The 14,021-nt window shown below is 32.4% G+C and carries 11 protein-coding genes, 1 riboswitch and 2 other annotated features; of the genes, 5 read left to right on the top strand and 6 right to left on the bottom strand.

The genetic code is table 11. The features are described from left to right. Positions 1-45: 45 nt before the first annotated feature. The 3 genes from CLOPA_RS10535 to CLOPA_RS26645 all read left to right on the top strand — a co-directional run bounded on the left by CLOPA_RS10535 (position 46) and on the right by CLOPA_RS26645 (position 2,489). Positions 46-1,962, top strand: a complete 1,917-nt coding sequence (locus CLOPA_RS10535) for an LTA synthase family protein (protein ID WP_015615412.1) — start codon at positions 46-48, stop codon at positions 1,960-1,962. A gap of 138 nt (positions 1,963-2,100) precedes the next feature. Beyond that, positions 2,101-2,331 (top strand): hypothetical protein, encoded by a 231-nt coding sequence (locus CLOPA_RS26095; protein WP_041710861.1) that lies wholly within the window; start codon positions 2,101-2,103, stop codon positions 2,329-2,331. A 32-nt stretch (positions 2,332-2,363) separates the two neighbouring features. Then, the gene (locus tag CLOPA_RS26645; protein ID WP_347460064.1) at positions 2,364-2,489 is read left to right on the top strand and encodes a hypothetical protein; all 126 of its coding nucleotides are present in this window, start codon (positions 2,364-2,366) and stop codon (positions 2,487-2,489) included. Positions 2,490-2,577: 88 nt separating this feature from the next. On the opposite strand, the gene leuB is transcribed toward CLOPA_RS26645, so the two are convergent. The 4 genes from leuB to ilvC form a co-directional block, all read right to left on the bottom strand. Then, positions 2,578-3,651, bottom strand: coding sequence for a 3-isopropylmalate dehydrogenase (leuB, locus tag CLOPA_RS10525; protein WP_015615411.1), 1,074 nt, complete (start codon positions 3,649-3,651; stop codon positions 2,578-2,580). A 163-nt stretch (positions 3,652-3,814) separates the two neighbouring features. Continuing rightward, positions 3,815-4,309 (bottom strand): 3-isopropylmalate dehydratase small subunit, encoded by a 495-nt coding sequence (leuD, locus tag CLOPA_RS10520; RefSeq protein WP_015615410.1) that lies wholly within the window; start codon positions 4,307-4,309, stop codon positions 3,815-3,817. Beyond that, complete coding sequence (leuC, locus tag CLOPA_RS10515; RefSeq protein ID WP_015615409.1) at positions 4,309-5,577, bottom strand: 3-isopropylmalate dehydratase large subunit; 1,269 nt, start codon at positions 5,575-5,577, stop codon at positions 4,309-4,311. The genes leuD and leuC overlap by 1 nt, the downstream gene beginning before the upstream one ends. A gap of 377 nt (positions 5,578-5,954) precedes the next feature. Beyond that, positions 5,955-6,959: a ketol-acid reductoisomerase gene (gene ilvC / locus CLOPA_RS10510; protein WP_015615408.1), complete on the bottom strand. Its 1,005-nt coding sequence runs from the start codon at positions 6,957-6,959 to the stop codon at positions 5,955-5,957. A gap of 495 nt (positions 6,960-7,454) precedes the next feature. Then, positions 7,455-7,654: a binding site (T-box leader), on the top strand. A 24-nt stretch (positions 7,655-7,678) separates the two neighbouring features. Continuing rightward, positions 7,679-7,875, top strand: a binding site (T-box leader). Positions 7,876-7,935: 60 nt separating this feature from the next. On the opposite strand from ilvC, the gene ilvB reads away from it, so the two are divergent. After that, positions 7,936-9,594 (top strand): biosynthetic-type acetolactate synthase large subunit, encoded by a 1,659-nt coding sequence (gene ilvB / locus CLOPA_RS10505; protein ID WP_015615407.1) that lies wholly within the window; start codon positions 7,936-7,938, stop codon positions 9,592-9,594. A gap of 42 nt (positions 9,595-9,636) precedes the next feature. Here the strand turns inward: ilvB and CLOPA_RS10500 are convergent, their stop codons facing one another. Further along, a complete protein-coding gene (locus CLOPA_RS10500) occupies positions 9,637-11,004 on the bottom strand; it encodes an NCS2 family permease (protein ID WP_015615406.1) in 1,368 nt (455 codons plus the stop codon). A 116-nt stretch (positions 11,005-11,120) separates the two neighbouring features. Continuing rightward, positions 11,121-11,221, bottom strand: a riboswitch (purine riboswitch). A gap of 340 nt (positions 11,222-11,561) precedes the next feature. Between CLOPA_RS10500 and CLOPA_RS10495 the strand changes: the two genes are divergently transcribed. Further along, on the top strand, positions 11,562-12,461 hold the full coding sequence (locus tag CLOPA_RS10495; protein WP_015615405.1) for a DMT family transporter: 900 nt from the start codon (positions 11,562-11,564) through the stop codon (positions 12,459-12,461). Positions 12,462-12,613: 152 nt separating this feature from the next. Here the strand turns inward: CLOPA_RS10495 and CLOPA_RS10490 are convergent, their stop codons facing one another. After that, on the bottom strand, positions 12,614-13,792 hold the full coding sequence (locus CLOPA_RS10490) for a trans-sulfuration enzyme family protein (RefSeq protein ID WP_015615404.1): 1,179 nt from the start codon (positions 13,790-13,792) through the stop codon (positions 12,614-12,616). Between the last annotated feature and the right edge of the window lie 229 nt (positions 13,793-14,021).

Genomic DNA, 14,021 nt, shown 5'->3' with positions numbered 1-14,021 from the left:
AGTATACTTTTGTATAGTTTATTTTAATAGGGGGTTCATATACTAATGTACATAAACAATAACATTGCAGAAAAAATCAAAAAATTTTTCATTAATAATTTAGATATAATTTATTTTGTAATTATATTATCAATAAAAGCCTTTAATTTCGATAAATCTATTTCCCCTACATATTTTAGCTATTTTTATGTTAGTGCAGCTATCATATCTTCTGTAGCTATTCTTGGAAGCATTGCTTTAATTTTTAAAAATAATACTAGGACAAGACTTCTCTATATATTTAATATAATTATAAGCCTACTTATAATTGTGGACACTGTTTATTATAGGTATTTTAAAGATGTAATATCTCTTGGAGTTGTGAGAAACGGCTTTCTTTTAGGAGGCGTTGGCGCCAGTGTAAAACAACTTATAAGTCCTACTGATTTCCTATATCTTTTAGATGTTTTCATATTAATCCCACTACTAAGATTCTATAGGAGAGTAGATAAACCAAATCCAAAATTTTTCAAAAGATTTGCCATGTTTCTAGTAGTATTTGCCATTTTTACCTCTATAGATGCGAAAAAAATCTATGACTTATCTGTAGAGCAGCCAAACCTTATATCTACAATGTTTAACAGAATCTATCTCACCCAGCACCTTGGAACAGTAAACTTTCATGTACTTGACGCTTATAATGTAATCAAGACAAGTGTATCCAATATGCAGAAATTGCCTCAAGAGAGACAAGATGAAATAAAAGCTTATCTTGAAAAGAAAAATTCCTCTACGGGAACAAATTTTAAGGGCGCGGCTGCTGGCAAGAATTTAATAGTAATCCAGGTAGAAGCTTTACAGCAATTTGTAATAAATCAAAAGATTAATGGTCAAGAAATAACCCCTAATCTCAATAGATGGATAAATAAAAGTATGTATTTTGACAATTACTTTTACCAGGTAGCAGCTGGAAATACTTCAGATGCAGAGTTCTTATCAAATAATTCACTATATCCTGCAGCCTCTGGTGCAGCTTACTATATGTATGCTGGTGATTCCTACAGTTCTCTTGCTAAGGAAATGGATGATAAAGGATATTATACTGCTGCATTACACGGTTTTCAGGAAGGCTTTTGGAATAGAAATGTAATGTATAAGGCTGAAAAATTTGATGATTTTTATGGAGAAAGAACATATAACCTTAATGAGAATGTGGGACTTGGTTTAAGCGATAAATCTTTCCTTAACCAAGCCTTTGATAAAATAAAAACTTTTTCTCAACCTTATTTTGCTTTTAACATAACCTTAAGCAGCCATTATCCTTATGATGATGTAAAAGGATATGCTAAGGGTACTACAGGAACCTTTAATACAGGCAAATATAATAATACTCTATTCGGTGATTATCTTAAGGGAATACATTATACTGATCAACAGCTTGGAATGTTTTTAGATAAGCTTCAAGCCTCTGGCATGCTTAATAATTCTATTGTTATGTTATATGGAGACCATTATGCTATCCCTAAAAATGACATGCCTTCACTCTATGATTTCGAGGGTATTAAAAATCCAACAGATTTAGATTGGTATGAACTCCAGAAGGTTCCAATGTTCATCCATTTCCCTGAGGATGCCAACAAAGGAGTAAATCATTTATATACCGGTCAAATAGATTTGTTCCCTACTATAGCTAATTTATATAATCTTCCTAACACATATATGCTTGGAAAAGATATGCTAAACAGTACTGAGGGAGACGTAAAATTCAGAAATGGTTCCTTTACAGATGGAAAGACTTTTTATGTATCCTGGACAAATACCTTTTATAATATTGCCAATAAAAAGGTTATTCCCTCTAATCCGGATTTGAATGCCAAAAAGAATACAACGCTTAAGGAACTTCAGTATTCTGATGATATTTTAAATCACAATCTTCTGAAGAAGTTTTTACAGGAAGATAGCCAGAGTAAGGCGGGTAACTAGAAAATAATTACTATTGTACAAAATATTTTGTGTAGAATACTCCCACCTCCTACAGGTGGGAGTATGTCCCTTACTTCCTTTTTATAATTATGTTAAAATAATATATAGCTTACTACATAGAAAGGATGTCTTAATAACATGTATCTTTTACAACTATATAATTATCCTGTGCTTACACTTGCAAAAAACATATCTACTCAAATAAATCTAAGTACATTGGCATTATTGTGCATATTCGGTTTTATTGCAGCCGCTGTAGATTCAATTGCTGGGGGCGGTGGTTTAATAAGTCTTCCTGCTTTTTTACTGGTTGGGCTTCCTACTAGATTAGCTTTAGGTACATATTATTTGCAGTACATGGACAAGTAAATTATGTTTTAGCAATTCCCGTAGCAATTTGCATGATTTTTGGTGCAAAATTAGGTACAAGACTTGCTTTACTTAAAGGTGCTAAGATAATAAAACCTGTATTTATAAGCATGTCCCTAGCTGTAGCAATAAAAATGTTAATTTCGATAATTAGTTAAATTGGAGCTGTATAAATAAAAAATCACTATCAAAACTTTAAAGAATAAATTTTGATAGTGATTATATGCTTAATATAATTTTTCTTATCTATATTTGTTCAAGAACTAATTTTCCCATTTCTGAAGTTCCCACTTTTTTAGTTCCTTCAGTATATATATCTGCTGTTCTATATCCAGCATTTAATACCTTTTCCACTGCTGCTTCCACATCTCTTGCTGCTTCTGACATATTCAATGAATATTCCATAAGCATGGCAGCTGAAAGTATCTGTGCAAGAGGATTAGCTATATCTAGTCCTGCTATATCTGGTGCAGAACCATGTATAGGCTCATACATTCCGAAGCTATCTTCTCTTATGCTTGAAGATGCCAGCATTCCTATGGAACCCGTTATCATAGAGGCTTCATCTGATAGTATGTCTCCAAATATATTGTTTGTTAATATAACATCAAATTGGGAAGGCTTTCTAACAAGCTGCATGGCGGTGTTATCAACATACAAATGATTTAATTCTACCTCTGGATATTCTTTAGCTACTTCGTTTACAGTTTTCCTCCATAATCTTGATGCATCAAGTACATTGGCTTTATCCACTGAAGTAACTTTCTTTTTCCTCTTCATGGCAGCTTTAAAAGCAGAATGTGCTATTCTTTTAACTTCATCTACATTGTATTTTTCTGTGTCATAAGCTGTTTCTACTCCATTTATCTCTTTGGTACCTCTGTCACCAAAATATATACCGCCTATAAGCTCTCTTACTACTAACAGATCAACGCCTTCATCTATTATTTCATTTTTTAAAGGTGATGCAGATTTTAATACGTTATAAACCTTAGCAGGTCTTAGATTTGCATATAATCCAAGTGCACCACGTAATCCAAGAAGAGCTCTTTCTGGCCTTTTGGAGCCTTCAAGATTATCCCATTTTGGTCCTCCTACAGCACCTAAAAGTACAGCAGTACTGCTTTTACATTCATCTATTGTTTCTTTAGGAAGTGGATTACCATAGGCATCTATAGCAGCTCCACCTGCCTTAACTTCCACAAAATCAAATTTCGTATCGTATTTTTTTCCAACCTTAGTCATTACCTTTACAGCTTCTCTCATAATATCTGGCCCTATTCCATCCCCAGGTATAACTGCAATTTTGAATTCATTCATCTATGATCAATCTCCTTATACTGCATATTCACTTTATCTTACTTCCACTGAAATTAAATATTCTTACTACTATAAGCTTATATGGCTTTAAATTCATACCAATAATCAGCAAAATTGCTATTAATATTTATTTGCAAAAATAACAGAATTGTATCTATTTCTATTATTTGAAGCTTCCATTTTTAACACAATTTATCAAACCTTCATTTTCCATAATATCTATCATAAACTGTGGATAAGCTTGAGCTTTATATTCTTTGCCTAAAGTAATGTTTTTTATTATGCCCGTAGTAAAATCAACTTCAAGTTCATGTCCATCTTTTGCATCATCCACAGCATCATCACATTCAAGTATTGGGAAACCTATATTTATAGAATTTCTATAGAATATTCTTGCAAAACTCTTAGCTACAACACAAGACACTCCTGCTGCCTTTAGTGCTATAGGTGCGTGCTCCCTTGAAGATCCACAGCCAAAATTTTTGTCTGCAACTACTATATCACCTTTATTTAATTTTTCTAAGAAATTTACATCCAGGTCTTCCATACAGTGTTTTGCAAGTTCCTTTGGATCTGATGAATTTAAATATCTTGCAGGAATTATAACGTCTGTATCAACATTATCTCCATATCTTAAAACTTTACCCTTTGCCTCCATTATAATACCTCCTCTGGTGAAACAATTTTTCCTGCTAATGCAGATGCTGCTGCTACTGCCGGACTAGCTAAATATACTTCGCTTTCAGGATGTCCCATTCTGCCTACAAAGTTTCTATTTGTGGTAGATATTGCTCTCTCACCTTTTGCAAGTATACCCATATACCCTCCAAGACATGGTCCGCAAGTTGGCGTACTAAGTACTGCTCCAGCTTCAATAAATATTTTTGCAAGACCTTCTTCTATAGCCTGAAGATATATACTTTGGGTTCCTGGAAGTATTATAAGTCTTACTCCCTTTTTAACTTTTCTACCTTTTAAAATTTCTGCTGTAACTCTTAAATCCTCTATTCGTCCATTAGTACAGGAACCTATAACAGCTTGGTCTATTTTTACATCTCCTACATTGTCTATAGTTCTTGTATTGTCTGGCAAATGCGGGAAGGAAACTGTTGGCTTTACTTCACCTAAGTCTATTTCAATTACTCTTGAATATTCAGCATCCTCATCAGCCTCAAATATTTTCCATTCTCTATTTGTTCTACCCTCTATATACTCTATAGCTTTTTCATCTACTGGGAATATTCCATTTTTTGCTCCAGCTTCAATAGCCATGTTTGCTATGGTAAATCTACCATCCATTGATATCTCTTTTAAGCCTTCTCCTACAAATTCCATGGATTTATAAAGGGCACCATCTACCCCTATCATTCCAATTATGTGAAGAATAAGGTCCTTACCACTTACCCATTTATTAAACTTACCCTTTAAAACAAATTTTATTGCTTCTGGTACTTTAAACCAAGCCTTTCCTGTTGCCATTCCAACAGCCATGTCTGTACTACCTACTCCTGTAGAAAAAGCCCCTAATGCTCCGTAGGTACAGGTATGTGAATCTGCTCCTATAACTATATCTCCAGGAATTGTAAGTCCTTTTTCAGGTAAAAGTGCATGCTCAATACCCATTTCTCCCACTTCAAAATAGTTTACTATTTCCATCTCCTGTGCAAATTCTCTCACCATTTTACAATGTTCAGCAGACTTTATATCTTTATTAGGTGTAAAATGATCTGGTACTAAGGCTATTTTATTTTTATCAAAGACTTTATCAAGTCCTAATTTTCTAAATTCTTTAATAGCTACAGGACTGGTAATATCATTACCTAAAACTAGATCTACATTAGCATTTACTAATTGTCCTACCTCAACATAATCTAGACCTGCATGCGCTGCTATTATCTTTTGCGTCATTGTCATGCCCTTTTTCATATTTCTTTTCCTCCTTGGGTTTAAGACTATATTTAATAATAATTTTATATAATAATCAGTTTTCCACTATATTCTAAACTACACTATATACTATTATAAACTTTTCTATTGTATAATTAAAATACATATTAATTATGTCTGTTATAACTATAGGTTATTTCAAAAACAATTGATCTCTAGAATATAGTATTATATTTTTCTTATAATTTCAATATTCAGTATATTCCAACTCTTTAATTGATAATTATGTTTATATTTTAATTATTTAATAAATTTACATATTCAATATATTAAAAAACCAAGTTTATTTTTTAATTATTAAACTTGGTTTTCTGAAAATACTATATTTAAATATTTTTATTATGTTAAATTATGTTTTATACTAATTTTTCTTTATCGCTCCAAGACATCATTTTTCTAAGTTCAGCACCAACTGTTTCCAATTGTTGATCTCTATCCATTCTCTTTTTAGCATTGAAATATGGTCTTCCAATTTGATTTTCTAAAAGCCAATTTCTTGCAAACACACCTTGTTGAATATCCTTTAATACACCTTTCATAGCCTTCTTAGTATCTTCTGTTATTATCTTTTCACCAGTAACATAATCACCGTATTCTGCAGTATCACTGATAGAATATCTCATTAGGTTAAGTCCACCTTGGTTTATTAAGTCTACAATTAATTTCATTTCGTGGCAACATTCAAAATAAGCCATTTCTGGTTGGTAACCTGCTTCAACTAATGTTTCGAAACCAGCTCTTATAAGAGCAGTTACTCCGCCGCACAATACTGCTTGCTCACCGAAAAGATCTGTTTCAGTTTCTTCTTTAAATGAAGTTTCTATAACTCCTGCTCTTGCTCCACCAATTCCAAGTGCATATGCAAGTGCTATATCTCTAGCTTTTCCAGTTGCATCCTGGTGAATTCCGATAAGACATGGTACTCCTTTTCCTTCTAGGAACTGACTTCTTACTGTATGACCAGGTCCCTTTGGAGCTATTAAGAATACATCTACATTTTTAGGTGGTACTATTTGACCAAAGTGAATAGCAAATCCGTGTGCAAATACTAATGCTTTTCCTTCAGTTAGATTTGGTTCTATTGATTCTTTATAAAGCTTACCTTGCTTTTCATCATTTATAAGAATCATTATTATATCTGCTTCTTTTGCTGCTTCTTCAGAAGTAGTAACTTTTAGGCCAGCTGCTTCCGCCTTTTCCCAAGACTTGCTGCCTTTATAAAGTCCAACGATAACATCAACTCCACTTTCATGCAAGTTAAGCGCATGAGCGTGGCCCTGGCTACCATAACCAATTACAGCAACCTTTTTTCCTTTTAAAAATCCTAAATTACAATCTTGTTCATAATAAACTTTTGCCATTATAAAATGCCCCCTAAATTTATTTTAAAAAATTTTTAAATTTTTTATGAGCTGATACTATTTATTATTTTACTACATTTGACGCACAATTAAAAAGCTTTTAATTTGTATTTTTTATAAAAAAATTATTTTTTTAATATATTTTATATTTTTTTACAAATTTCGGAATACCATACTTATTGCCTAGAATTATAGTTATTTATTTGAATATGCCTTAATACATGATTAAATTTCACTAACTATACTACGCAATAAATAAATGCATAACTTAGAAATTAATGCATTTTAAAAGTGTTATCAACTTTTCCAAAATCGTAACACCAAAATTTTAAATTGTCAACCTGTATAAATATATTTTTCAAAGTATCAATATTCATAAAATATTATATTATATTTATAATAAAGCATATGAAAAATTAAACAAATAAAAATTTTTAGAAAATATCATTGACATATTTTTATGATGATAGTATATTTATACGTAAATATTAGTTTTGAAAAACCTTGAAAGGGAAAAGTAAGTATAAGAGATGTCCAAAAGAGAGCAGGGGCAGCTGAAAACCTGCGGATAATTGTATACCGAAACTCACCCTGGAGTTGCAGACTGAATTAAGTAGGTTGTGCCGGCATGTAGCCGTTATATAAATTAAGTAATAAATTGGGTGGTACCGCGAAACAGTCTCCTCGCCCCAGGAAGGATGGCTGTTTTTTATTTTAAATTAAATGCTATGATAGGGACTAGTATACATAAGGATATCCAAAAGAGAGCGGGGGCAGCTGAAAACCTGCGGACAATTGTATGTTGAAAATCACCCTAGAGCTGCAGGCTGAAATCAGTAAGCTGTGCCGGTCTATTGATCGTTATTCCTACAAGAAAAATTTTGGGTGGTACCGCGAACAGACACTCGCCCCAGGGCATTGTGTCTATTTTTTTATACTTTTTTAGTTCACATTATAATATTAAGGGGGATTTAAATTGAAATTATCAGGTGCGCAAGTACTATTAGAATGCCTAAAGGAACAAGGAGTTGACGTAATTTTCGGTTATCCAGGTGGAGCTGTATTACCAATATATGACGCTTTATACCATGAGAAAGAAATAAAACATATATTAACTGCTCATGAGCAAGGCGCCACTCACGCTGCTGATGGTTATGCAAGAGCAACTGGAAAAGTCGGTGTTGTAATAGCAACCTCAGGGCCTGGTGCTACTAATACAGTTACAGGAATTGCTACTGCCTTTAGTGACTCAATACCACTAGTAGTTATTACGGGGCAAGTTGGTAAATCCTATCTTGGAAAGTCTTCTTTTCAGGAGGTTGATATAACAAGTATAACTAAGGCAATAACTAAAGAAAACTACATTGTACAGGATCCTGAAAGCCTTTCAGACACTATAAGAAGAGCTTTTAAAATAGCCTCAACTGGTCGTCCAGGTCCTGTACTTATAGATATTCCAAAGGATATACAAAATACTATTATTGATCATTATCCTTTAACTGAAACTGTTAGGGATATTTTGCCTGAAGCTGGTGATTTATCTCAAGCTATTAATCTAATAAAAGCGTCAAAAAAGCCAGTTATCTTTGCAGGCGGTGGAGTTATAAGTTCTAATGCTTCTAAGGAGTTATATGACTTTGCAAAAAAAATACAATGTCCCGTATCCTGCTCTCTTATGGGTCTTGGAGGTTTTCCTGGGGATGACCAATTGTTTCTTGGCATGGTAGGTATGCACGGAACTTATACCTCTAACTATGCATTTTCCAATTGTGATCTTCTTATTGCCATAGGTTCACGTTTTAGTGATAGAGTTACAGGCAAGGTTAGTTCTTTTGTGCCAAATGCCAAAATAATTCATATAGATATTGACGCTTCTGAGTTCAGCAAAAATTTGCCAGAGGACGTTTCCATAAGAGGCGACGTGAAAACCGTGCTTACAACTTTAATATCTTCCTTAGAGAATAAATGTGAGTCTCAATGGCTGGAACAAATTAACCTTTGGAAAAAATCACATCCACTTATGTATAAAAAAAATACCAGTGTAAATCCTCAAATCTTACTGGATAAATTGCATAAGTTTACAGAGGGAAACTGTATAGTTACCACAGAGGTTGGTCAAAATCAGATGTGGACTGCACAATTTTTTAAATTCTTGCATGCAAGAAGCTTTATTACCTCTGGTGGACTTGGAACCATGGGCTTTGGGCTTGGTGCTGCTATAGGTGCCTGTATAGGCAGTGGTAATAAAAAAGTAATAAATGTAGCTGGAGACGGCAGCTTTAGAATGAATTGCAATGAGCTGGCAACTTTAGCAAAATATAAACTTCCAGTAATTCAGCTTGTTTTAAATAATCATGTACTGGGTATGGTATATCAATGGCAGGATATGTTTTATAACAAAAACTTTTCCCAAACTGTATTTGATTCCACACCAGATTTTTGTAAACTTGCAGCAGCTTACGGAATAAAATCCTTTAAAATATCTTCAAATGATGAAATAGATGCAGTACTAGAAACTGCTCTGTCTTTAAATGAGCCTGTAATAATTGATTGTGAAATATTAAAGGAAGAAAAAGTACTGCCTATAGTTCCTCCTGGTGCTGCAAATACAGATTTGATTGAGCTTGAAGATTAAAAAAAGTTGGGATATATATCCCAACTTTTTTAATCTGAAATTCTATTCTGGTAATATTAAGAATCTTATTATAAATATTACTGCTAATATATAAATCAATGGGTGTACTTTCTTACCCTTTCCAGTAACTAATTTTACTATAGGATAAGATATTATGCCTGCAGCTATTCCATTAGCAATGCTATAAGTAAAAGGCATAATTACTATAGTAAGAAATGCAGGAAATGCTTCAGTAAAATCCTCGAAATTAATTTTTATAATTGAACCCAGCATCAAAACTCCTACAATAACAAGTGCTGGAGCCGTTGCCTGTGCCGGAACCATACCTACAAGACCTGAGAAGAATAAAGCAAACAAGAATAATACTCCTACTACTAATGATGTAAGCCCTGTACGTCCACCTTCTGCCACTCCAGCAGTAGATTCCACATAAGTTACTACAGTACTAGTACCAAATATTGAACCTACTGTTGTAGCTACTGCATCACATATAAGCGCCTTTGGCATATTTTTAACTCTTCCATTTTCATCAACCATATTTGCCTTTTGTGCTGTTCCAACTAGAGTTCCAAGAGTATCAAATAAGTCAACCAAGCAAATTGTTATAACTACCATTAATACACTGACTATTGCTCCTACAACACCTGCTTTACCTAGTCCAAGAAGTCCACCAAAATCCATTTTGAAAAATGTAGGTGCTATGCTTGGAGGAAGACCCACAAGCTGACTAATTGGTACCGGGTGAGTTATTTTAAGAGGTATACCAATAACTGTTGTAACTAATATACCTATTAAGATTGAACCCTTAACCTTTTTTGCCATAAGTATTGCTGTAATGACAATACCTATTAGTGTAAGGGTGGCACTTGGCTCAATAAGTTTACCAAAGCCTACCAATGTAGCTTCATTGGCGACTATAATACCACCATTTTTAAGTCCAATAAGTGCAATAAAAAGACCAATTCCACCTGAGATAGCAAATTTTAAAGTTTGAGGTAGTGCATCTACTATCTTTTCTCTTATAGAAGTTAATGTAATTATTATAAATAATACACCTGAAATAAAGACTGCTGCTAATGCCTGCTGCCATGTATAATGCAGCGTAAGACATACAGTGTAGGTAAAGAATGCATTAAGTCCCATACCTGGAGCCTGTGCAAAGGGTAAATTAGCATACAATGCCATTATAATAGTTCCCACAGCTGCCGCTATGCAAGTTGCAACAAAGACTGCATTTGCATCCATTCCAGTAAGCTTAAGTATACTTGGGTTTACAAATATAATATAAGCCATAGTAATAAATGTAGTAATACCTGCTACAATCTCTGTTCTTGGATTTGTCTTGTTCTCTGACAATTTAAAATATGATTCCAAAAATGATTTGTTTTGAGTTTCTTCCCCGTTTGTCAAAAGTCATTCCTCCTTAAAAATAAAATGTAGAATAAAGCAAAAAAACCCGTTATGAATATATAATTACATCCATTAACGAATCTTATTTTAAATTTTCTTATAAAGAAAATTTAAAATATTAACTTAGATTCATCCATAGTCAAAGATTTAAGGTACCTTGGTAGAAACTCTTGACCCATATTGTCAAGATTATACGGATGTTTTAACATTACGTGAAGAATTTTAACATTTAACATTTCAAAAGTCAACCTAATTTTTATTTTATACTGTTATAAATCAGTTTTGTATTGAATAAATGATAATACCGTACACCCTAATTAATATGTGCTGTACAGCATTATATGCTTAGCTTTATGAACGATTCTAATGCAATATTGATAATCGTTTTCTTTAATATATTTGCATGAATAAAAAAAATATATGTCATTATTGATTACGTGTATAATTTTAATTGTGACTTATATATAATTTATTTTTAATAAAAATTAGTATTAAAGAAGATTTTGAAAAAGATATCTATTATAATTGTAATAGATAAAATAAGGAGGCATTTACTAATGAAAACTAAATACTTTTTAGCAATAATTCTATTATCAGCCTTATGGGGTTTCTCTTTTCTATTTATGAAAATCAGTTCCCCTGAAATGGGAGCAATTTTTACAACAAATTTAAGAGTTCTTATATCTGCAATCACCTTGATAATTATCTGCTGTTTAAATAAATGTAAGATATCATTTTTAAAAATGTGGAGGGAGTATTTTATTTTAGGTCTGTTAAATGCAGCATTGCCCTTTGCCCTTATATGCACTGCAGAATTACATATAACTGCATCATTAGCAGCAATCTTAAATGCAACTACACCAACCTTTACGGCTATTGTTTCAGTAATTTGGAGCAAAGAACATTTAAATATGAAAAAGGTACTTGGTCTAATTTTAGGTTTTTTAGGGGTTATAGTTCTTGTTGGATTAACAAGTACACATGTTAGCAATATATGGATATATGCTCTTTTGTCTATATTAGCTGCATTTTCCTATGGATTTGTAGGAGTATATTCTTCTCTAAAGATATCTAAAAATGTGCCTCCCCTAAATTTAGCTTTTGGTCAACAATTAGCTGCTACAATAATATTGTTACCTTTTAGTATTTTAACTCTACCTAAACAAGTACCTAGTTCTAGAGCAATTATTTCTGTCATTTTATTAGGTATACTTTGCACTTCTATTGCTTATCTAATATATTTTTATCTCATTAGAGAAGTTGGTGCAGTAAAAACCTTAAGTGTAACTTTTTTAGTTCCTGTATTTGGCATTATATGGGCTGCTCTCTTTTTAAGAGAAAAGATTACTATTCAAAATATTATTGGATTAATAATTATAGCCGTAAGTATTATTTTAATTAACAATAGGATTCCCTATAAGAAAAAAATACAAACTCTTGAGAATAAAGTTATATAATAAATTCTGTTTATGCACTATCGTAAATCTTGATTCTAAAGATTGCATTGAAAATTTAATTGAAAATAACAAAGCACCATGAAATTCATGTAATTTTGTAAAAATTCTATAGTGCTTTGTTACAATCATAAAAGTTTAGTTATAATTGAATTTTACAATCCACATTTCTCAAAGGCTTGTTTTAAATCATTTATAATGTCATCAGGATCTTCAAGACCAACACTAAATCTAAGATGTCCATCCTTAAATTCCTCTGGATAAAAATGATTTCTTTCATCATCAGGTCCAGTGTAGACAATTAAACTTTCATCATGTCCAATGGATACCGCAGAAATAACAATTTCTAAAGAATTTACAAATTTATTATGGGTTTCCACATCTGCCTTTAGTCCAAAGGATATAACTCCAGAAAACATGTTCATCTGTTTCTTTGCAATTTCATGTTGTGGATGACTTCTAAGTCCAGGGTAAGCAACAAATTTTACTGCTGGATAACTCTCCAAAAACGCTGCAATTTTAAGTGCACTTTCACTATGTTGTTTCATACGTAGAGGAAGTGTTACAACACCACGCATTATTAGCCATGCATTGAAAGGACTTATAGCCCCTCCTACATTTACCATAGCCTCACGTTTAATCCTATCTATGAGTTCTTTCTTACCAATTACACCTCCACCCATAGCATCTCCATGTCCATTTATATACTTTGTCAAGCTGTGTACCACAAGATCTGCTCCTAGCTTAAGTGGATGCTGTAAAAATGGTGATGCAAAGGTACTATCTACTGAAAGTAAAGCTCCTGCCCTTTTTGCAAGCTTAGATATCTCTTCAATATCACTTATTCTAGTAGTAGGATTTCCCGGAGTCTCTATATGTATAAGCTTAGTATTTGGCCTTATTGCCTTTTTTATTTCATCTATATTTGAACTATCTACAAGAGTAGCTTCTATACCATATTTATCAGGTAGATATTCATTTAATAACCTGTATACTGCTATGTATGAAACATTAGAACAAATTACATGAGAATTCTTATCTAAAAATGTAAAAAATACAGCAGAAAGTGCAGCAACACCGCTAGCTAATACAACACAATCCTCTCCGCCCTCTAAAGCTGCTATTTTCTGTTGAAGATATATCTGATTAGCAGAAGTATTTCTAGTGTAAACTAAATTATTGGGATCACTCCAATTTAGAGTTGATGCATCTTCTGGAAGTCTATAGCTATTTGCCATGGTAAGGGGCCTTCTTATTGCTCCAGTTTCTTTGTCTATATCATTACCAGCATGGACACATTTTGTAATAAAGCTAATTTCATTTTTATCGGTCATAATATATCCGACCTTTCCTATATGTTTTATAAATATTATACAAAAATTATAAGTCATTTTTAAAAAAATAGCAAGTCACAATGTCACTAACTTCTTATATAATAAAATATATAAAATATATAAAATATATAAAATTTAAAAATATATGCATAAATAATAATTATATGGTAATAATGTTAAATGTAGTCTTCATGAAAAATCACTTTTCGAAAGACCTAGGTTTATATTG

The organism is Clostridium pasteurianum BC1, from assembly GCF_000389635.1.
Taxonomy (GTDB): Bacteria; Bacillota; Clostridia; order Clostridiales; family Clostridiaceae; genus Clostridium_I; species Clostridium_I pasteurianum_A.
This window is presented reverse-complemented; position numbering and strand designations above follow the sequence as displayed.

Coding starts and splice junctions, on each gene's coding strand:
- CLOPA_RS10535 (WP_015615412.1), top strand. CDS start 46: ATGTACATAAACAATAACATTGCAGAAAAAATCAAAAAATTTTTCATT.
- CLOPA_RS26095 (WP_041710861.1), top strand. CDS start 2,101: ATGTATCTTTTACAACTATATAATTATCCTGTGCTTACACTTGCAAAA.
- CLOPA_RS26645 (WP_347460064.1), top strand. CDS start 2,364: ATGATTTTTGGTGCAAAATTAGGTACAAGACTTGCTTTACTTAAAGGT.
- leuB (WP_015615411.1), bottom strand. CDS start 3,651: ATGAATGAATTCAAAATTGCAGTTATACCTGGGGATGGAATAGGGCCA.
- leuD (WP_015615410.1), bottom strand. CDS start 4,309: ATGGAGGCAAAGGGTAAAGTTTTAAGATATGGAGATAATGTTGATACA.
- leuC (WP_015615409.1), bottom strand. CDS start 5,577: ATGAAAAAGGGCATGACAATGACGCAAAAGATAATAGCAGCGCATGCA.
- ilvC (WP_015615408.1), bottom strand. CDS start 6,959: ATGGCAAAAGTTTATTATGAACAAGATTGTAATTTAGGATTTTTAAAA.
- CLOPA_RS10495 (WP_015615405.1), top strand. CDS start 11,562: ATGAAAACTAAATACTTTTTAGCAATAATTCTATTATCAGCCTTATGG.
- CLOPA_RS10490 (WP_015615404.1), bottom strand. CDS start 13,792: ATGACCGATAAAAATGAAATTAGCTTTATTACAAAATGTGTCCATGCT.